Source organism: Clostridium sp. AUH-JLR23 (genome assembly GCF_964238065.1).
Taxonomy (GTDB): Bacteria; Bacillota_I; Bacilli_A; order Erysipelotrichales; family Coprobacillaceae; genus Allocoprobacillus; species Allocoprobacillus merdigallinarum.
In genome coordinates, this window is record NZ_CAXSKY010000005.1 from 76,822 (window position 1) to 97,261 (window position 20,440).

Below are 20,440 nucleotides of genomic sequence, written 5' to 3' on the forward strand. Positions count from 1 at the left end.
AAATTATGACGAAATAGATAACATTTCATATGTTATTTCACCTAAAATCTTCACTCCTTCTTTGATCTTTTCATTGGTTGGTGTTGAATAATTCATTCTAAAACTATGACATTCTTTCGTATCATCATCTAAGAATGCATTTCCTGGTACAACTGCCACATTCTTTTCCAAGGCTTTTTTCACAAATGTCAACATATCAACACTTTCAGGCAATGTCACCCAGATAAACATTCCACCTGTTGGTATTGTATATTGAACATCCGGATGAAAATGTTTTTCCATTTCATCAAGCATTAAGTGACATTTTTGTTTATAAATCATTCGAATACGTTCAATATGTGCATCCATATCATAATTTTGAAGATATCGTGCCATAACTTTTTGAGCCCAAAGATTAGAATGAACATCACTGGCCTGTTTGGCAACTGTCATTTTTTGAATAATCGCTTTTGGTGCTATACAACAAGCCACACGCATTCCAGGCGCAATAATTTTAGAAAGACTTGCTGCATAAATAACCAATCCATCTTCATCCAATGATTTTATAGAAGGAATAGCTTCACCTTCAAATCTTAAATCTCCATAAGGATTATCTTCTAAAATAAGAACACCATTGTCTTTAGCTAATTTTAAAATTTCTTTTCTGACTTCCAATGACATTGTCATTCCTGTTGGATTTTGAAAATTAGGTATCAGATACATAAATTTTGGTTTTGGCTCCATTTGTAAAGCCTGTTTTAAAGACTTTAAATCTAATTGTCCATTTTTATATTCAATACCTCTTAAAACAGCACCTAATGATTTAAAAGCATTTAAAGCTCCTAAAAAACTAGGATTTTCACAAATCACAACGTCACCTTCATTACATAATATTTTAGCCACAAATTCCATAATCTGTTGTGATCCAGAAGTAATTATCATTTGATCATCAGCTTTCATAACCTGTTCATGACGATTAAAAAAGTGTGTCGCTGCCTGAATCAATTCCTGATCTCCTTCAGTAATTCCATACTGTAAAACACTAATAGGCTCATTAGTCAATATATCTGCAGATATTTTTTCAATTTCTTCAACTGGAAATGCTTCTGCTGATGGATTTCCTCCAGCAAAACTAATCATCTTTGGATCAGATGTTGCCTTTAATATTTCTCTAATTGCAGATGCCTTTACATTTGACATACGTTTTGCAAATTGATATTCCATCATAAAACCCCCTTATCTTATTGTTTATTATAAACCAATTTCATGAGAATAACTAGATATTTATCTCAACTAGCGATATAATAGAGATAGGTGGTGATAGAAATGCAAGTTATTGTCGTTGTTTTAAATAAACTTGACTGTTTAGATGATTTGCTTGCAAACTTAAAAAGAGCCGGGGTACGTGGTGGAACAATCATTGAATCTACTGGTATGATAAAGACAATAGATGATTCTGATGAAAGCTATCTTTTAGGATCATTACGTTTGTTCTTAGAAAATCCCCGCCCTGAAAGCCGCACTATCTTTTTTATCGTAGAAGATGGTCAGGTAGATTTAGTCAGAAAAACAGTTGATGAATCAGTTGGTGGCATTGATAATCCAAATACAGGTATTGTTTTTGGATTACCTCTTACATTTGCAGATGGTCTTATAAAAAAATAAAGTTTCGGCTTTATTTTTTTATTAACCGAAACTTAGAATCATAATAAAGATGAAGTTCCTGACAAACTCTTTGATTGAAATCCATGAGTTGTTGATAATATTGATGATACTCATCCGATAGTTCACACATGGCTGGTATCAAAATATCATAATACCCACTATCTCTTAATCTGATCTTCATCTGACGATTTGGATAACTCAGTATACGATACCACCATTTTTGTTGTAACTCATAGTTTTTGATAACCATTTGCTTAATGGATTCATATGCATCTTCTTGATTCATCAATTGATTTTTATATACATTGACATCATGCCATACTTGTTTGAGCTGCTTTTGATTTGTTTTAGAAATCCACATCAAAAAGCGATACGTCCATGGAATTTTGATATGAAAATGATCCCAAAAATCAATAATACGATCATAAGCATTCTGTTGTTTTTGTGTACGAATATGAATATGAAGATAAGGTAGAAAATGCTCATAGAACATATCAAAGAATGGCTGAGGAATATTGTCAGACATGATTTGACATATATCATCCAATGAAAAAGAATCTTCTATGTTGTCACTTTCAATAAAATGATATAACTGTTTTAAACTTTCTTGTTGATAAGAAAGTTCTTTTTGTCTTTGTGTATAAATCTGTTGAAGATATTCTTTTTTCTGATTGGCATCTAAATCCAATAAACAGCGAATATCTGCAATAGAGATAGACCAGCTACGATACAACATAATTTCCTTTAATCTTTGAACATCTTCGTCACTGAACTCACGATATCCATTTTGATTTTTATAAACATGAAGTAACTGTTGTTTTTCATAATAATAAATGGCTTTTTTTGTCACATGACATTGACTGCAAACTTCCTGTATTTTCATATCTCATTTCATCTCCCATTTTCATCATAAACTATCCCCTTAGGTCAATGTCAACAAAAAAAGTATCATTTCTGATACTTTATCCATTTGCTTTTAAATAACGTTTTAAAAATGTTCGTGTACGTTCTTCTTGAGGATGTTCGAAGATTTGTTCAGGTGTCCCTTCTTCTGCAATCACACCCTGATCCATGAAAACAACACGTGTTGATACATCTTTCGCAAATTCCATTTCATGAGTGACAACAATCATTGTCAAACCTTCATCAGCGAGTTCTTTCATAATATTCAAAACATCGCCAACCATTTCTGGATCTAATGCACTTGTTGGTTCATCAAAAAGCAAAACTTCAGGACTCATACATAATGCTCTTGCGATAGCAACCCTTTGTTTTTGCCCACCTGATAATTGTACACTGCTTTTATTTGCAAAAGCACTCATACCCACTTTTTCTAAATATTTGAAAGCCATTTGTTTTGCTTCTTCTTTATTTCTTTTTAAAACCTTGATTTGTCCAATCATACAGTTTTCTAATACTGTTAAATTGTTGAATAGATTAAATCCCTGAAACACCATACCAACTTTAGAACGATATTGATTCACATTGAAGTGACGATCTAAAATATCCTGGTCATGATATAAAATATGTCCATCATCCAATCTTTCTAATAAGTTAATACAACGTAATAATGTTGATTTTCCACTTCCACTTGAACCAATAATTGTCACAACTTCACCTTTATGTATATCAAAATTGATATCATGCAAAACTTCTAATTGTTTAAATCTTTTCTTTAAATGTTGTACTTGAATAATTGTATCCATAATATCTCCTAACTGCAAAAGTCCTTGCTTTGTTTTTCAGAATTCAATCTTTTTTCGATATAATTTAAAATAAAGGTACTGATCGTTGTTAAAAATAAATAAATGATTGCAGCAACCAAGAAACATTCAATATATTTCATATTTGATCCTGCCACAGATGTCGTCTGAAAATATAATTCTGTTACAGAAATAACATTCAGCATAGAACTGTCTTTGATATTAACAATCAACTGGTTCCCAATTGATGGAAATGTATTTTTAATAGCTTGTGGAAAAATCACTGATATAAGTGTCTGACTTGTTGTCATTCCTAAACTCTTTGCAGCTTCACTCTGTCCTGCATCAACAGATTGAATACCTGCACGAATGATTTCAGCCATATATGCTCCTGTATTAATAGAAATAATAAACAATCCAGCAACTAAAGGAGTCCAATTGAAAGCAGGCTTTAATAAATAATATAAAAACATAGCCTGTACCATCATAGGTGTTCCTCTAAATACCCAGATATAAAAACCTGTAATCCATTTTCCTAAGCGTTTGAATAGACGACTGACTGATGAATCATAATCATTGATTTCAATAGCTCTTATACCCCCTACAACTAACCCTATAAGAAAACCACAAACAGTTCCTACAACAGCATATAATAAAGTAATTTGAATACCGTAACTGAACAGAGACATATTTTCAACAAATATTTCCCATGCTTTTGCAAAATCAATACTCATAAATTATTCTCCTGCTGGCTGTCTATCAACAGCTTCAGTCATTAGTTGCTTTCTTTCATCTACCGTAATCTTATCTAAAGATGCCTGTACCTGTTTAAAGAATTCACTGTCTCTTGTTCCTTCTTTTAAACCAATAGATACTGTTGTATCGCACTCAAAACCTTTTCCTTCATCAAAATGTACAATTGTTAAATCTTTATTGGCTGCAACAACACCTTCAGCAACAGCCATTTCTGCAGTGATTCCATCAACATCTCCCTGTTGTAAAGCAACAACCATTTCAGGATAAGTGGCTTTTGCTGTAGCATGATGAACACCTTTGATCTGATCAATGACATCATCATAGTTTGTTCCTTTTTGCCCAACAACATTTTTACCACTAAATTGTTGAATATCTGTAAACTTCGCTTCTTCACCATCTTTACGTACAATCATAATCATACCTTCGCTATCGTAATATGGTGTTGTAAAATCAATACCTTCTTCTCTTGTTTCATTCGCTGTCATTCCAGCAATAATGGCATCAATTTCACCAGATTCCAAAGCCACTGTTAATCCATCCCATGATATTTTCTTAATCACAAGTTCTTTTCCTAAATCATCCGCAATTCTCTTGGCAATCTGTACATCATATCCATCTGCATATCCAGCATTACCTAATGATACTGTTGTATCACTTTCCTGACTTGTCTGCCAGTTAAATGGTGCATAAGAACATTCCATTCCCACAACAAACTGATCTTTATTGGCTGATGCCTGTTCACCACCGCCACATCCAAATAAAGTCATTGCCATTGCCATTGCCACTAAAACTTTTCCTAATTTTTTCATATAAACCCTCTCTTTCTATATACACATAAAATAAAAGCCGTGCTATTAACACGACTTTAATGACCATATTAATAGCGCCTCTTCATTTTCATGAAGGAGTGTTATGAGTATTTCCCATAACCCCAAGATAGAGATTTGCCAATATCTATCTTTCGGCAATGATTACCTTTCCCATTCTTCTTCGTTTGCCAACTCCAAATGGTACTCTGATACACTGCTGCCTCTAATTCTTTTATTTTACGTTCTTTATGCTATACTCTTTTTCATGTCTTGTCAACTTTTTTCACATTTTTTCACAAAAAAATATGAATTCCTGCTGATTTTTTTAAGATACAGTCGTCTGTTTTCCTTCAATAATTCCTTTTAACGTCTGTAATCGTTCAATACTTTCTTTGGTAAAGATATCTTCTGGATCTGCTGATCCTTCATTTGCTAACATAACAAGTGAAATCCAAACCAAAACATTATAAATATTAATCTTTTGATTTTCTTTATTGTTTTCAATACGTTCACGTGAAATCCATTCAATCTCTTTCATATGATTTTCTACAAAATCATCCAATTCATTAATATACGTATACCCCATATAATGGAATCTTTGAACCAGTCGAGATTGTGAAATCAGTTCTGAATCTCTTTCAAACTGAAATTGAAATTCTGTATGCAATTTTTCTAAAATATTATTAATGCGTGGTGATGTATTGACATATTGTGCCAATGAATTGGCATTGATATCTGTTTTTAAAACTTTTTCAATATGCACAATACCCTTATTATATTCATCGACTTCCCTTGCAATCTGTACAAATTCTTCATCTAACAATTCTAATGATGCTGAAAGACGTGTTAATCGTCTACGAATATCCTTAGGAATTTCATACTGTGATTTGTATCCTAGCCCATGTTCTATTTCTGCCCATGAATGTTGTAATGTCGTACGAATCTGTAATTCAAAAATAATATCTTTATACGCAGAATACTCAATCAATTGACATCTTTCATCATTAAATTTAATTAACAGATGCAAAGAATTATAACCAAAATCAATACGATCATCATAATTTTTCTTTCTTTTATCATTATATTCTACAATATCAAAATTTTCTTTTACACAATCATAAATACGATCAACATCATTTTCAAATAAAGTAATAATACGACAAGCCACAACATCTGTAATTTGATGAATGTCCGTATATTTATTCTTATATGTGATTTTTTTCATTAATGCGCCTTCGCTTTTAATCCTAATCGCCATATTAGAAATACGAAAATGATGGGTATCAATAATACGTGTAAAAATATCTTCAATATCATGTTTCAAAGAACGATAAATGTCCTGATTATCATGATATTGTTTAATAATTTTCTTTGCAGAGTTATGCATAAAATCACCTCATATTTTCATTATACGCTCCTTATATGAAATATTCATGAACAAAACACATAAGAAAAAAATGTGGCTATATACCACATTTAACTCATATCAATGTAATGGACTTCTTTTCCTTTTAAATGAACATAAATGATTCCAATAAGACCAACTATAATAAAAGCAATTGAAATCAATTGAGCCATACGAATTGGTCCAAACATAAGACTATCTGTACGTAATCCTTCAACTGGGAAACGCACTAAACCATAGAATAGGAAATAACTAAAGAATTGAACACCCTGGTGTTTTTGAAATCTTCTAATCACAAACACAATAAGCAAAAAAGCCATTATATTTCCCATTGATTCATATAAAAATGTAGGATGATGATATACCCCATTCATATACATATTATCAATAATAAATTGTGGAAGATGCAAAGACTGCAAAAATGACAAACTGACTTCTCCTCCATATGCTTCATGATTGAAAAAGTTTCCCCATCTTCCAAGCGCCTGGGCAATCAATACGCCAGGCATAATGGCATCACCAGCCAGTAAAAATGAAATATCATGCTTTTTAAAGAAATAATAACTATAAATCAGTCCTGCAAAGATTCCACCTTGAATAGCTAAACCGCCATGCCATATAGCAAAAATCTCTAATGGTTGAGAAGCATACATTTCATCAAAGGTAAAAATAACATACCAGATTCTAGCACCGACAATTCCAATCAATAAGACTGCAAAGAAATAATCAGATAAAATATCTTTAGAATACCCTAATTGTTTAAAACGGTATTGCCCTAAAAAATATGCAATACATGCACCTGTGAGAATACAAACCGCATACCACTGAATATGGATTGCTCCAATAGTGACAAAAGTTGAAAAATCTTCAAAGAATGTCATGATGATTTACTCTTAATATTGTCAAGAATACGATTGACAAATTCCTTGCTTGAATCAAATCCAGAATCTTTAAGTTGCATATTCATCACAGCTGCTTCTATAATAGCAGACATACTTCTTCCACCAGTTACAGGCACGACAATCTTAGGAATTTGGATACCCAAGATTTCTTCCATAACGTCATCTTCTTCCATACCAATTCTTGTATATTCACGTGATGGAAGCCAACGTTCCAACTGAATAATTAAATCAACATGATCTTTTGGTAATACTGAGGCGACCCCAAACATCTTAGAAACATCAATAACCCCGATACCTCTGATTTCTAATAAATTGCGTAAAACTTCAGGAGCACGACCTACAATTCCCTGACCAATATGATAAAGTTCAATAGCATCATCAGCAATCAAAAAATGTCCACGTTTAATTAACTCTAATGCAATCTCTGATTTTCCAATACCACTATCACCACGAATCACAACACCTTTACCATAAATATTTAAGAAAACACCATGCATCAATGTTTCAGCAGCTAAAGCTTCATCAAGTGTTCCAGTTAAATCTATGGAAACACGACCTGTTGCCTGTGTTGTTTCAAAAATTGGAAAATTTCTCTTGATTGCAATATTTTTCAAAATTTCTGGACATGAATATCCTTTCGCAATAATAATACAAGGTGTTTCATCATTGGCTAATTTAGAAAAACATGCAAGTTGTGATTCTTTGCTCATTTCTTTAACGAAAGAAATTTCTTTTTCTCCAAATAATATAATTCTTCTAAAATCTGTATGTTTAAAAAATCCTGCCAATTCAAATCCTGGTCGATTCATTTCTGGCACAAAGACTTCTCTTTCCAAAGCTGATTCATCACCTGATATCTGATGAAATAAAGCTGGTTTCAATAAATCTTTGATTTTCACTGACTTTCCCATGTATTTCCTCCTACTCTAAGACCATTTTCAAGAAACGTCCTGTATGACTTTTTTGACATGCTGCGACTTTTTCTGGCGTTCCTGATACTACAATTGTACCACCATTGTCGCCACCTTCCAATCCTAAATCAATAATGTGATCAGCAACTTTAATCACATCAAGATTATGTTCAATCACAATCACAGTATCACCCTGTTCAACAATACGATTTAAAACTTCAATCAGACGTGCTACATCATGACTATGTAAACCAGTTGTTGGTTCATCTAAAATATATACTGTTTTTCCTGTTGCTTTCTTTTGTAATTCACTGGCAAGCTTCACACGCTGCGCTTCTCCACCAGATAATGTTGTGGCGCTTTGACCAAGTTTTATATAACCAAGTCCTACATCATAAATCGTTTGAAGCTTAGAACGAATACGTGGTAAATTATCAAAGAATGTTAAAGAATCTTCAATAGTCATCTCTAAGACATCATAGATAGTCTTATCTTTATAAGTCACCTGTAATGTTTCTTCATTGTAGCGTTTACCACCACATTCTTCACAAGGTACATAAACATCAGGTAAAAAATGCATACTGATACGTTTGACTCCATCACCTTGACACGCTTCACAACGTCCACCCTTGACATTAAATGAAAAACGTCCTTTATCATATCCACGCATTTTTGCTTCAGGTGTTTTCGCAAACAATTCACGAATATCATCAAAGACACCTGTATAAGTCACAGGATTAGAACGTGGTGTACGTCCAATCGGATCTTGTGAGACTTCAATAACTTTATCTACATTTTCTAAACCAAGAATTTCTTTATGTTTTCCTGGTTTTTCTTTAGAATGATAAAGTTTTGCACGCATGGCTTTACATAAAATTTCATTCACCAATGTTGATTTTCCACTTCCTGATACACCTGTCACACAGATAAATTTTCCAAGTGGAAATTTCACATTAATATTTTTTAAGTTATTTTCCTTAGCACCTTTTACTTCAATATATAATCCATTCCCTTTGCGTCGCTTTGATGGAACTGGAATCTTATATTCTCCTGAAAGATATTTTCCAGTGATAGAATGGGGATTCTTCATGACTTCTTCAGGTGTTCCTGCTGCGACAACCTGACCACCATGAACTCCAGCACCTGGCCCAATATCAATAATATAATCAGAAGCACGCATCGTATCTTCATCATGTTCTACAACAATCACACTATTGCCTAAATCACGCATATTACATAACGTTTTAATTAATTTTTCATTATCACGTTGATGTAAACCAATAGATGGTTCATCTAATACATAAAGAACCCCTGTTAAACGTGAACCAATTTGTGTTGCTAAACGGATACGTTGTGCTTCTCCTCCAGATAAACCACCAGCACGTCTTGATAATGTCAGATAACCTAATCCTACATCATTTAAAAATGTTAAACGATCTTTAATTTCCTTAATAATCAAACGTGCAATATTTGTTTCTGTTTCATTCAGTTTTAAATTCTGTACAAAGTCAAGTGCTTTTTCAATAGACATATCAGTAAATTCACTGATATTTAATCCACCCACCTGTACACTTAAAACTTGTTCATTCAATCTTTTTCCCTGACATGTTGGACATGTATGTTCAGCCATAAATGAAGCATACCATTCTTTTGACCATGAAGAAGTTGTTTCTTCATAACGTCTTTGAATCAGTGTTTTCACACCTTCGATTGGTTTTGTCGTTTGAGAAACATTTCCTGAACTTGACTGTAATGTATATGTAATAGGTTTATCAGAACCATATAAAATAATATCTAATTCTTTCTTACTAAAATCTTTAAGTGGCTTATCCAAGTCAATATGATATTCTCGACATAAAACAAGAAATCTCTGCCATTCAATACGATCAGTTCCTACTGATGTTTTGAAATAACGAATTCCTCCCTGATTAATACTTAATGACCAGTCAGGAATCAATAAATCATTATCAACTTCATTTTTTACACCGATCCCTTTACAATCTGGACAGGCACCCAATGGGTTATTAAAAGAAAATAAACGTGGTTCTAATTTAGGAACACTGAATCCACAATATGGACAAGCTAAATGTTGAGAAAAAAGCTTTTCTGTTTTTTCATTCAAGTTTTCAACAATAACTTCCCCACCTGTTAATTTTAATCCTGTTTCCAAAGAATCCGCTAAACGCGAGCGATATCCTTCCTTTTTAATAATTCTATCCACTACAACATCAATATTATGTTTTTTATTTTTATCCAAAACAATATCTTCATCTAAAAGACGCATTTCACCATCCACTTTGACACGTAAAAAACCATCTTTCGCTAATTGTTCAAATAAATCCTTATGTGTCCCTTTTTGATTACGACACATTCTTGCTAGAACCTGTAATTTTGTTCCATCTTCATATTGATCAATTGTATCAACCATTTGTTTAATTGTCTGTGATTCAATCAACACATGATGGGTTGGACAATAGGCATGTCCAACTCTGGCATACAACAATCTTAAATAATCAAAAATTTCAGTCACTGTTCCAACTGTTGATCGAGGATTATTTGATGTTGTCTTTTGATCAATCGCAATCGCCGGTGATAAACCATCAATACTATCCACATCAGGCTTTTCCACACCACCTAGAAATTGTCTGGCATAAGCACTTAATGATTCAACATAGCGTCTTTGTCCTTCCGCATAAATCGTATCAAATGCCAGTGATGTTTTTCCACTCCCAGATAATCCTGTCATAATGACAAGCTGATCTCGAGGAATTTCTACATTTATATTTTTTAAATTATTAACTCTTGCGCCTTTGATAATAATTTTATCTTTGTTCATACTTCCTCAAACTCCTTAATATCTTTTCCTTACTCAAACCTTGCAACTGCAAATCATAGGCTTCATCTAACATCTGCTTAAATAAATGTGTTGAAGTCAAACCATTTGCTAATAAATCATCACCACGAATCAGTGGCAATGGCGCTTGAACACCTAAACGTTTTTGCTTATCTTGAATATATAACCAAAACTCATCATATTGTTCCTGAGCTACTTTTCCCCTTCCTAACTTATCACAACAGCTTATATAAATCAAATCATTCATAGAAACTTTTCCATCAATCTTCTTTAAAAGTCTTAAATAAGATAAATCCTTTGCATGATGACGTGACATATTCATTAAATGCATATGATACATAATCATTGTGGAAATATATTGTCTTTCTTTTTTAGATGTGATGATTGGAACATTTTGAAACACCTGCACACCTGCTTCATTATGTTTAGGCGCATGTCCTTCTTTGGTTGTTACCAAAGGTTTCCCTATATCATGAAGTAAACATGCCCACATAAACCATAAAGGATGATCGGTTTTCTTTTTTACATGACTAGCTACATCTATAACCAGCATCGTGTGCGTGAAAACATCATCTTCAGGATGAAAATCTAAACGCTGATGCGTTGTTGTCAGAGCCTGTAAATAAGGTGGTAAAGCTCCTATATCTTTTAAAAACATAAATCCTAATGATGGTTGTGGTGCCATCAGAATTTGACAATACTCCTGATAGATTCTTTCATATGATAAATGATCCAGCATATGTGACTGTGCCATAGAACGACATAGATTCAAAGTCTTCTCTTCAACTTGAAATTCAAATTGGGCGACAAAACGTGCCACTCTTAAAACACGCAAAGGATCTTCCATGAAATGTTCAGGATCCACACAACGAATGATATGCTGATCAATATCTGATAAACCACCACATAAATCAATGACACGTTGTTCTAAGTAATCATACATGAGTGCATTCATTGTCAGATCACGCCTCAAAACAGCTTTTTCTAATGGTAAATCAGGATCAATCATCACTTCAAAATCCTGATGCTTGTGACCAGTTTTTGTTTCCTGTCGAGGTAAGGCAAAGTCATAATGAGGAAGCTCTTCTAACTGAACAATCGCAAAAGATTTTCCAAATGTATGAACATGACCATATTTTTGTAAAATAGCACACAGTTTTTCATAACTTAAATGATATACTTCTACATCTACATCATGCTGATCATAACGTCCTAAGATTTCATCACGAACAGATCCACCGACAATATAAACTTTTCCACCATGAGCGATCATATCATCAAAAATCTCTTGAGCCAAAGCATCTATTTTCATTACTTTTCACCTTTAAGTTCCATAATAATATCTCTTAATTCCATAGCTCTTTCAAAATCAAGCACTTTCGCAGCTTCTTTCATTTCTTTTTCTAGATCTGCAATCAGTTTCTTCTTTGCTTTTTGAGGTGCTTTTTTACCTTTTTGTAATAATGAAGAAGCTTCTTCCATTGTTTCTTTACCTTGAATTAAATCATGAATTTCTTTATGAATAGTCTGTGGAATAATATGATGTTCTTTATTATAGGCTTCTTGAATTTCACGACGACGATTTGTTTCATCAATCGCTTTTTGCATAGATTCTGTTATATGATCACCATACATAATCACTTTTCCATTCGCATTTCTGGCCGCACGTCCAATCGTCTGAATTAATGAGCGTTCACTTCTTAAGAACCCTTCTTTATCCGCATCTAAAATACAAACTAGAGAAACTTCAGGTAAATCCAACCCTTCTCTTAACAAGTTAATTCCCACCAGTACATCATATTTTCCAAGTCTTAAATCTCTTAAAATTTCAGTACGTTCTAATGTTTTTGTATCTGAATGTAAATAAGCGACTTTTAACCCTACTTCTTTTAAATAAGCACTAAGATCTTCAGCCATACGTTTTGTAAGTGTTGTAATTAAAACTCTCTCTTTTTTATCAATACGTTCATGAATTTCATCAATCAGATCATCAATCTGATTTTTTGTTGGACGAACATCAATAATAGGATCCAACAAACCTGTTGGACGAATAATCTGTTCTGCATATTCACCATGTGTTTTTTCTAATTCATAGTCACCTGGCGTTGCCGAAACATAAATCACCTGATTAATAATCTTTTCAAACTCTTCAAAACGCAATGGTCGATTATCCAAGGCACTTGGTAAACGGAAACCATATTCAACCAATGTTTCTTTACGGCTGCGATCACCATTAAACATACCTCTGACCTGTGGTAACATCACATGACTTTCATCAACAATCATTAAAAAGTCATCTGGAAAATAATCGATTAAAGTATAAGGACGTTGTCCTGCTTTTCGCCCATCAATATGACGTGAATAATTTTCAATTCCTGGACACATCCCTACTTCTCTTAACATTTCAATATCATGACGTGTACGCTGATCTAGACGTTCATATTCCAGTGGTTTCATAGCATCCTTAAAATATTGTAAACGGTCTTGAAGTTCTTCGGAAATTGTATCACAGGCATGTAACATTTGTTCCTTTTTTGTGACATAGCCATAAGCCGGATAAATCGTATATGTTTTATAACGACTCAAGACTTTACCAGTCAAAGGATCTACCTCACTGATTCCTTCCACTTCATCACCAAAAAGCTCTATACGAATCAGCCAGCTTTCTGTATGTCCAGGTACAATTTCAATGACATCACCACGTACCCTGAATGTCCCTTTTGACTGTTCGATATCATTTCTTTGGTATTGACGATCTACAAGATAAGTTAAGAGTTCGCGACGATCAATTTCCTGACCGACACGTAATGAGAAAATCATTTCTTTATATTGTTCAGGATTTCCTAAACCATAAATAGAAGCCACTGATGCAACCACAATCGTATCTCTTCTTTCTAATAAAGAATTCATGGCTGCTGAACGCAACATTTCTATTTCATAATTTGTTTTTGCATTTTTATCTATGTATGTATCACTTTTTGGAATATAAGCTTCTGGCTGATAAAAATCGAAGTTAGAAACAAAATATTCCACACGATTTTCAGGAAAAAATTCTTTTAATTCTGAATATAATTGTCCAGCTAAAGTTTTATTATGGGCTAATACCAGTGTTGGTTTATTTACCTGAGCAATAACATTAGAAACAGTAAACGTTTTTCCTGTTCCCGTTCCTCCCAGTAAAACCTGTTCCTTTTTTCCAGCACGTATTCCATCAACCAGCTGTTGAATAGCTGCTGGTTGATCACCCATTGGTGAATATTTGGAAACTAATTTAAATTGTTCCATTTTAGCACCTCCCTATTGAATCAATTGATTCACTTTTTGTAGATAAACATCCTCTTTTTCTTGATACAAATGATATGTTAAAGCACTTAAAAGAATTAAACGATCATTTTGAGAATAAATACCATCCTGTTTTAAAGCATAATCTTTTTCAAATGCTTCTAAAGCTGTTGTTGTCTGATGTGAAAAATATCCATCCTGACGATCTAATGAATAACCTAATTCTTGAAGCATTTCCTGCATATATTGAATATTATCATCAACATCATCATATTGATAAGATTGTTTCATTTCACCTACATGAAAATCATGGATATTAGTTTCATCAATGACATAATCTGGTTCTAATCCTGTACCATTGATCCATGTTCCATGAGGAGTTAACCATTTTTCATGAGTGTATTTCAATACAGATGAATTAGAAAGAGTCACTTGTGTTTGTGCAACACCTTTACCATAAGTCGTTTCACCAATCAATTGATAATCTAAATTCTCTTTCAAACCTGCACTTAAAACTTCTGAAGCACTGGCAGTTTGCTGATTCACTAAAATATAGCCATGTTCAAATACATATTTTTCCCGACTGGTTGCTTTATATTCTTCCGTTTTGCCATCTTTATCCTGAAGGGAAAATAATGTTTGTCCTTCTGGTACAAATAAATCAAGAATCTCTTGGGCGGCATTCAAATAACCTCCACTATTATCCCTTAAATCAATGATAATGTGGTTGATTTTTTGTGATTTCATATCTTGCAGCTTCGTTTCAATAACTTCATGAATATTTTCACCAAAAGTCACAATTCTCACATAACCAACTTTCTGTTGGTTTACAGTCATAATAGAAGAAGCAATTGATGTATCCACATTTTGACGTGTTGCTGTTAGATTTTGACTTTTTCCATCTCTTAATAGACGTAAAGCAACTTGACTCTGACTTTCACCCTGTATCATTTCTTTAACTTTATCTGATGTATATCCAGCGATTGAAGTTCCTTCAATGTGCGTAATAATATCTCCTTTTTGTATACCTGCTTTTTGAGCTGGCGTATTTTGATACACATCCAACACAATAGCACCATCATCTACCATTGTATACGTAATCCCTATACCTTCAAAAGTCCCATTAATAGATGTTCCTAATTCCTGTGACTGTTCCAATGATAAATATGAAGAATAAGGATCTCCTAATGCTAAAACCATTCCATTTAGCATACGTTCCTGTAAACTTGTATCATTATCACTTGTATCTAAAAAATCATTTTCAATAATTTGCGCAATTTCATTATAGACATCACTATCATCACCATAATGATTGGACTGGAAGTCATGAATAAAATAACCACCAACACCTCCAATCACCAGACATAAAATACAAGCCATCATATAGATAGGTCCTTTTTTTAATCTTGTTTTCTTTTTTTGATCATATTCAAACTGAAAATCGTCCATACATACACCTCGTTTTTTTATTCTATCATAGATGACAATTATTTTTAACTCATAAACCCTTTTTTTCTACAAACAAAGAAAAGCAATCCTAAGACTGCTTCTTTAAAAAGTTTTGAATACATTGTTGTGTTTCGTCACTAATAATATGTTCAATACGACAAGCATCTTCTTCAGCCTGTTTAGCACTCACACCAATAGAAACAAGGAACTCTGTCAAAATCTGATGACGACCATACACTTTTTCTGCAATACGACGTCCTTCATCAGTAAAATCAATATATCCCTTATCATCTACAACAATCAATTGAGATTCTTTTAAAAGTTTAATTGCACGTGATACACTTGGTTTAGAAAAATCCATAGTATGTGCAATATCAATAGAACGAACATATTCATTTTGATTCTTTAAGATTAATATCGTTTCTAAATACATTTCACCTGATTCATGCAAGTCCATTTTTGTCACCTCATATCAATTTATATCATTATATCACACTTCACTATCCCAATGCTACATCTAATATCATCATGATGACAAAACCAATCGCAAAGCCAATCGTCGCAATATTTGAATGTGTCCCTTGCGAACCTTCAGGAATCAGCTCTTCTACAACGACATATGCCATTGCGCCAGCGGCAAACGATAAAAGATAAGGCAAAATCGGTACAAAAAACTGTGACAGGACAATCGTTAATATAGCACCCATAGGTTCAACAATCCCAGATAACATCCCATACAAAAAAGCTTTTCCTTTAGACACTCCTTCACTTTTTAATGGCATAGAAATAATAGCCCCTTCTGGAAAATTCTGTATCGCAATACCCAATGATAAGGCAATAGCCCCAGCAATAGAAACCTCGCTATTGCCCATCAAGGCTCCTGCAAAAACAACTCCAACTGCCATCCCTTCAGGAAAATTATGCATTGTGACTGCTAAAATTAACATTGTTGTACGTTGCAAGTGCGATTTCTTTCCTTCTACCTGATGATCCAAATGCATATGTGGAATAGTACGATCTAAAAATAATAGAAAGAAAATTCCCAATAAAAAACCAACTGCCGCAGGTATAAAAGATAATTTTCCTAAACTTGCTGACATATCTAAAGCTGGAATCAAAAGTGACCAGACTGAAGCCGCAATCATCACTCCAGAAGCAAATCCCAGCAGAACTTTTTGAACACGATTATCCATTTTTTGTTTCATAAAGAAAACACAGGCTGCACCTAATGTTGTCCCAATAAATGGTATCATAATACCAATCAAAACAGATGTATTCATGTTTTAACACCTCTTTTCTTTAGGCATTATCTTACTATATATCATTTTATCTTTCAAAATATATGATAAAAATATGATGCCTGATGACATCATATTGAATCTTTATAAGAAATCTTGACATGAAACTAATAAATCAATCTTTTGCCATTGTGTCTTTTCATCAATACAATTTCCTTCTTCAACTGATGCAAAACCACACTGAGGTGATAAGGCAATATTTTGACCTACTATCTTCTTAGCTTCTAAATAACGTTTTTTTATTTCATCATGACTTTCTAAACGCGGATTCTTCGTAGAAATCAATCCTGCCACAAAAGTCACATCTGTTCCTTTTAATCTTGCCCATGGTTCAAAACTTCCAGATCTTTCATCATCATACTCTACAAAAAAAGCATCATATGGAATTTGACATATAATAGGCGCTACTGTATCATAAAATCCTGAAAATAAAGGATATCCTTTGAAATTTCCTTTACAAAAATGATTAGCAATAACCATATCATGTGGTTTATTTTCTAACGCTTTTGTAGAAACTATTCTAAACCACTCTAAAATCTCAGCCTTTTTATATCCTAAATCATTAACCTTTTTAAGGAATGCTTCATCAATCATATATGTCCATGATGTATCATCAATTTGTAAATAACGACATCCATGATTATATAAATCTAAAATAGCATTCTGATATGCAACAGCAATATCATTAATAATCGCTTCCATATCATGACCATAATATGGCGTCTCCTTTATCCCTAATTGTAAAAAATGGTCAACAAGAATCATATTAGGACCTGATATACATTTTTTAGCTGTAATCCCAGGATATTTTTGAGCCAATTGATATAAATAATCCCATGCTTCAATCTCTGCATGTTGACGTTGACAATCATAACTGATTTTTCCTTCAACCATCCCTAATTCAATGTGATGAACACTTCCATTACGTTCTTTTTGTAAATGACGAGTTGTAAAACCATCAAATTCCTTCAACCAATCAAGATGCCACCAGCGACGTCGAAACTCACCATCAGTTACAACTTTCAAACCATGCTGTACTTCTTTTTCTACAAGTTTAGCAATTTCCTCATTTTCAATCTTTCTTAATTGTTCTAACTGTATTTTACCTTCTGCATACTGTTGACGTGCTTCTTTAATTTCCTGTGGTCTTAAAAACGAACCCACAATATCATATTTCCATTTTATCATACAATTTACCCTCTTTCTTTTTTCTATTATAAACAATGGAAGATCTATTGTATAATATAGAAAAATAATGTTTGTTATAGTTTAAAACTATAACAAACATAAATGCACAGGAGGAATTCTTATGACATTACAACAACTCAAATATGTCACAATGGTCGCAAAAAAAAGATCAATTAATGAAGCAGCAAAAGCTTTGTTCATCTCTCAACCAAGTCTAACGAACGCCATCAAAGAACTGGAAAAAGAAATGAATATTACAATTTTCCATAGAACAAATAAAGGTATTATCGTTTCACGTGATGGGGAGATTTTTTTAGCTTATGCCAGACAAGTTATAGAACAAGCTGCATTATTAGAAGAAAAGTTTTTGAACAAAAAAGAACATCATCCGCAATTTTCTGTATCATGTCAGCACTACTCATTTGCGGTCAATGCCTTTGTTGATTTTATAAACCAATATGGCGAAAAACAATATGATTTTACACTTAGAGAAACACAGACACATGAAATTATCGAAGATATTGCTCACCTCAAAAGCGAGATTGGAATCTTATACTTATGCAAAGAAAATGAAAAAGTTATATCCCATTTATTACATAGAAATAACTTATGCTTTACAGAAATGCTTTGCACAAAACCTCATGTTTTTATTTCTTCTAAACATCCTTTATCAAATAAAAAGATACTTACATTGGATGATTTAGATTCATATCCGTATCTATCTTTCGAACAAGGCGAATATAACTCATTTTATTTTTCCGAAGAAATATTAAGTACATTAGATAGAAAGAAAAACATCAAAGTAACAGATCGTGCAACACTTTTCAATCTTGTGATTGGTTTAAATGGCTACACAGTGAGTTCTGGAATTATTGACCATGAATTAAATGGTGAAAACATTATTTCAAAACCTTTAGATATTGACGAATATATGAAAATAGGTTACATCACTCACAAAAACATTCCAATCACGCATTATGCTAAAGATTATATTTCTTATTTAAAAAAACATATTTCATTTTCTATATAAAAAATCTTGGGAATACAATGTACTCCCAAGAAGTTTCTAAATTATTTAGTTAATTCAGCGAAATATTTAATAGTTCTAACCATGTTAGAAGTATAAGAATTTTCGTTGTCATACCAAGCAACAGTTTGAACTTCAGTAGTTCCGTTATCTAATGCTTTAACCATAGTTTGAGTTGCATCAAATAATGAACCATAAGTCATTCCAATAATATCTGAAGATACTAATTGTTCTTCAGTGTATCCAAATGATGGAGTTACAGCTGCTTTCATAGCTTCGTTAACTTGTTCTACAGTAACTTCACCTTCAACAACTGAAGTTAAGATAGTTGTAGATCCTGTAGGAACAGGTACACGTTGAGCTGAACCGATTAATTTTCCATTTAATTCAGGGATAACTAAACCGATAGCTTTTGCAGCTCCAGTTGAGTTAGGCACGATATTAACTGCAGCAGCACGTGCTCTTCTTAAGTCACCTTTTCTATGAGGTCCATCTAATACCATTTGGTCACCAGTATAAGCATGTACTGTTAACATGATACCAGATTTGATTGGTGCTAATTTGTTTAATGCGTTAGCCATAGGTGCTAAACAGTTAGTTGTACAAGATGCAGCTGAAATAATTGTATCATCAGCAGTTAATGTTCCTTCGTTTACACCAAATACAACAGTTGGTAAATCATTTCCAGCTGGTGCAGAAATAACAACTTTTTTAGCTCCTGCATCAATATGAGCTTGAGATTTAGCTTTAGAAGTATAGAAACCTGTACATTCTAATACTACATCTACTCCTAATTCTCCCCAAGGTAATTTAGAAGCATCTGCTTCTTTGTAGATTTCGATTTCTTTTCCATCTACTACGATTGAAGATTCTTTAGCTTCTACTGTATCAGCTAAAGCATATTTACCTTGAGCTGAATCATATTTTAATAAGTGTGCTAACATTTTAGGATCTGTTAAGTCATTGATTGCAACAACTTCATATCCTTCAGCTCCAAACATTTGTCTAAATGCTAGACGTCCGATACGTCCAAAACCGTTAATTGCTACTTTTACTGCCATTTTTATGACATCCTCCTTACTAATAATTTATGTCTATATTATAGTCCACAAACCCAAAGAAATCAATAAAAGTTGTGCGCTTTATATAATTTTTTTCACAAGAATGAAAATCTTTTCTCGTTTTTTAACTTCGCTTAACTCAATATTAACG

At 33.0% G+C, this 20,440-nt stretch carries 18 protein-coding genes and 1 riboswitch; of the genes, 2 read left to right on the plus strand and 16 right to left on the minus strand.

Annotation, left to right across the window (positions count from 1 at the left end):
• Positions 1 to 3: 3 nt before the first annotated feature.
• Positions 4 to 1,203 carry a PLP-dependent aminotransferase family protein gene (locus ACESR5_RS03945; RefSeq protein ID WP_373154344.1) on the minus strand — a complete coding sequence of 400 codons (1,200 nt, stop codon included), beginning with the start codon at positions 1,201 to 1,203 and terminating at the stop codon, positions 4 to 6.
• A 102-nt stretch (positions 1,204 to 1,305) separates the two neighbouring features.
• Here ACESR5_RS03945 and ACESR5_RS03950 point away from each other — a divergent pair, with 102 nt between their 5' ends.
• Positions 1,306 to 1,644, plus strand: a complete 339-nt coding sequence (locus tag ACESR5_RS03950; protein WP_087244540.1) for a hypothetical protein — start codon at positions 1,306 to 1,308, stop codon at positions 1,642 to 1,644.
• A gap of 10 nt (positions 1,645 to 1,654) precedes the next feature.
• Here the strand turns inward: ACESR5_RS03950 and ACESR5_RS03955 are convergent, their stop codons facing one another.
• The 14 genes from ACESR5_RS03955 to ACESR5_RS04020 form a co-directional block, all read right to left on the minus strand.
• Positions 1,655 to 2,527 carry a MerR family transcriptional regulator gene (locus ACESR5_RS03955; RefSeq protein WP_373154346.1) on the minus strand — a complete coding sequence of 291 codons (873 nt, stop codon included), beginning with the start codon at positions 2,525 to 2,527 and terminating at the stop codon, positions 1,655 to 1,657.
• A 79-nt stretch (positions 2,528 to 2,606) separates the two neighbouring features.
• Positions 2,607 to 3,350 (minus strand): amino acid ABC transporter ATP-binding protein, encoded by a 744-nt coding sequence (locus ACESR5_RS03960; RefSeq protein WP_087303992.1) that lies wholly within the window; start codon positions 3,348 to 3,350, stop codon positions 2,607 to 2,609.
• A gap of 8 nt (positions 3,351 to 3,358) precedes the next feature.
• Entirely contained in the window at positions 3,359 to 4,081 is a 723-nt protein-coding gene (locus ACESR5_RS03965; protein WP_087244536.1) for an amino acid ABC transporter permease, read from the minus strand.
• A 3-nt stretch (positions 4,082 to 4,084) separates the two neighbouring features.
• Complete coding sequence (locus ACESR5_RS03970; RefSeq protein ID WP_087244535.1) at positions 4,085 to 4,912, minus strand: transporter substrate-binding domain-containing protein; 828 nt, start codon at positions 4,910 to 4,912, stop codon at positions 4,085 to 4,087.
• A gap of 64 nt (positions 4,913 to 4,976) precedes the next feature.
• Positions 4,977 to 5,146, minus strand: a riboswitch (Lysine riboswitch).
• Positions 5,147 to 5,237: 91 nt separating this feature from the next.
• A complete protein-coding gene (locus ACESR5_RS03975; protein WP_087296712.1) occupies positions 5,238 to 6,299 on the minus strand; it encodes a GTP pyrophosphokinase family protein in 1,062 nt (353 codons plus the stop codon).
• Positions 6,300 to 6,388: 89 nt separating this feature from the next.
• Positions 6,389 to 7,198: a prolipoprotein diacylglyceryl transferase gene (lgt, locus tag ACESR5_RS03980; RefSeq protein ID WP_373154348.1), complete on the minus strand. Its 810-nt coding sequence runs from the start codon at positions 7,196 to 7,198 to the stop codon at positions 6,389 to 6,391.
• On the minus strand, positions 7,195 to 8,130 hold the full coding sequence (hprK, locus tag ACESR5_RS03985; RefSeq protein ID WP_087244532.1) for an HPr(Ser) kinase/phosphatase: 936 nt from the start codon (positions 8,128 to 8,130) through the stop codon (positions 7,195 to 7,197). Before hprK ends, lgt begins: the two co-directional genes overlap by 4 nt.
• Positions 8,131 to 8,140: 10 nt before the next feature.
• Positions 8,141 to 10,966, minus strand: a complete 2,826-nt coding sequence (uvrA, locus tag ACESR5_RS03990; protein ID WP_087296710.1) for an excinuclease ABC subunit UvrA — start codon at positions 10,964 to 10,966, stop codon at positions 8,141 to 8,143.
• On the minus strand, positions 10,953 to 12,296 hold the full coding sequence (locus ACESR5_RS03995; protein ID WP_087244530.1) for a CCA tRNA nucleotidyltransferase: 1,344 nt from the start codon (positions 12,294 to 12,296) through the stop codon (positions 10,953 to 10,955). Before ACESR5_RS03995 ends, uvrA begins: the two co-directional genes overlap by 14 nt.
• Positions 12,296 to 14,269 (minus strand): excinuclease ABC subunit UvrB, encoded by a 1,974-nt coding sequence (gene uvrB / locus ACESR5_RS04000; protein WP_087244529.1) that lies wholly within the window; start codon positions 14,267 to 14,269, stop codon positions 12,296 to 12,298. The genes ACESR5_RS03995 and uvrB overlap by 1 nt, the downstream gene beginning before the upstream one ends.
• Before the next feature lie 12 nt (positions 14,270 to 14,281).
• On the minus strand, positions 14,282 to 15,715 hold the full coding sequence (locus ACESR5_RS04005) for a S41 family peptidase (protein WP_373154351.1): 1,434 nt from the start codon (positions 15,713 to 15,715) through the stop codon (positions 14,282 to 14,284).
• Between the two features lie 88 nt (positions 15,716 to 15,803).
• Positions 15,804 to 16,166, minus strand: a complete 363-nt coding sequence (locus tag ACESR5_RS04010) for a metal-dependent transcriptional regulator (protein ID WP_373154395.1) — start codon at positions 16,164 to 16,166, stop codon at positions 15,804 to 15,806.
• Positions 16,167 to 16,215: 49 nt separating this feature from the next.
• A complete protein-coding gene (locus tag ACESR5_RS04015) occupies positions 16,216 to 16,995 on the minus strand; it encodes a ZIP family metal transporter (RefSeq protein ID WP_373154352.1) in 780 nt (259 codons plus the stop codon).
• 102 nt (positions 16,996 to 17,097) lie between these two features.
• A complete protein-coding gene (locus ACESR5_RS04020; protein WP_373154354.1) occupies positions 17,098 to 18,201 on the minus strand; it encodes a methionine synthase in 1,104 nt (367 codons plus the stop codon).
• A 121-nt stretch (positions 18,202 to 18,322) separates the two neighbouring features.
• Here ACESR5_RS04020 and ACESR5_RS04025 point away from each other — a divergent pair, with 121 nt between their 5' ends.
• Complete coding sequence (locus ACESR5_RS04025; protein WP_373154355.1) at positions 18,323 to 19,231, plus strand: LysR family transcriptional regulator; 909 nt, start codon at positions 18,323 to 18,325, stop codon at positions 19,229 to 19,231.
• Between the two features lie 41 nt (positions 19,232 to 19,272).
• Here ACESR5_RS04025 and gap read toward each other — a convergent pair whose 3' ends face one another.
• Entirely contained in the window at positions 19,273 to 20,289 is a 1,017-nt protein-coding gene (gene gap / locus ACESR5_RS04030; RefSeq protein ID WP_087244524.1) for a type I glyceraldehyde-3-phosphate dehydrogenase, read from the minus strand.
• Positions 20,290 to 20,440 lie beyond the last annotated feature (151 nt).

Bases quoted from the DNA above. Each gene is read 5' to 3' on its own strand.
- ACESR5_RS03945 (WP_373154344.1), bottom strand. From the start codon at position 1,203: ATGGAATATCAATTTGCAAAACGTATGTCAAATGTAAAGGCATCTGCA.
- ACESR5_RS03950 (WP_087244540.1), top strand. From the start codon at position 1,306: ATGCAAGTTATTGTCGTTGTTTTAAATAAACTTGACTGTTTAGATGAT.
- ACESR5_RS03955 (WP_373154346.1), bottom strand. From the start codon at position 2,527: ATGAAAATACAGGAAGTTTGCAGTCAATGTCATGTGACAAAAAAAGCC.
- ACESR5_RS03960 (WP_087303992.1), bottom strand. From the start codon at position 3,350: ATGGATACAATTATTCAAGTACAACATTTAAAGAAAAGATTTAAACAA.
- ACESR5_RS03965 (WP_087244536.1), bottom strand. From the start codon at position 4,081: ATGAGTATTGATTTTGCAAAAGCATGGGAAATATTTGTTGAAAATATG.
- ACESR5_RS03970 (WP_087244535.1), bottom strand. From the start codon at position 4,912: ATGAAAAAATTAGGAAAAGTTTTAGTGGCAATGGCAATGGCAATGACT.
- ACESR5_RS03975 (WP_087296712.1), bottom strand. From the start codon at position 6,299: ATGCATAACTCTGCAAAGAAAATTATTAAACAATATCATGATAATCAG.
- lgt (WP_373154348.1), bottom strand. From the start codon at position 7,198: ATGACATTCTTTGAAGATTTTTCAACTTTTGTCACTATTGGAGCAATC.
- hprK (WP_087244532.1), bottom strand. From the start codon at position 8,130: ATGGGAAAGTCAGTGAAAATCAAAGATTTATTGAAACCAGCTTTATTT.
- uvrA (WP_087296710.1), bottom strand. From the start codon at position 10,966: ATGAACAAAGATAAAATTATTATCAAAGGCGCAAGAGTTAATAATTTA.
- ACESR5_RS03995 (WP_087244530.1), bottom strand. From the start codon at position 12,296: ATGAAAATAGATGCTTTGGCTCAAGAGATTTTTGATGATATGATCGCT.
- uvrB (WP_087244529.1), bottom strand. From the start codon at position 14,269: ATGGAACAATTTAAATTAGTTTCCAAATATTCACCAATGGGTGATCAA.
- ACESR5_RS04005 (WP_373154351.1), bottom strand. From the start codon at position 15,715: ATGGACGATTTTCAGTTTGAATATGATCAAAAAAAGAAAACAAGATTA.
- ACESR5_RS04015 (WP_373154352.1), bottom strand. From the start codon at position 16,995: ATGAATACATCTGTTTTGATTGGTATTATGATACCATTTATTGGGACA.
- ACESR5_RS04020 (WP_373154354.1), bottom strand. From the start codon at position 18,201: ATGATAAAATGGAAATATGATATTGTGGGTTCGTTTTTAAGACCACAG.
- ACESR5_RS04025 (WP_373154355.1), top strand. From the start codon at position 18,323: ATGACATTACAACAACTCAAATATGTCACAATGGTCGCAAAAAAAAGA.
- gap (WP_087244524.1), bottom strand. From the start codon at position 20,289: ATGGCAGTAAAAGTAGCAATTAACGGTTTTGGACGTATCGGACGTCTA.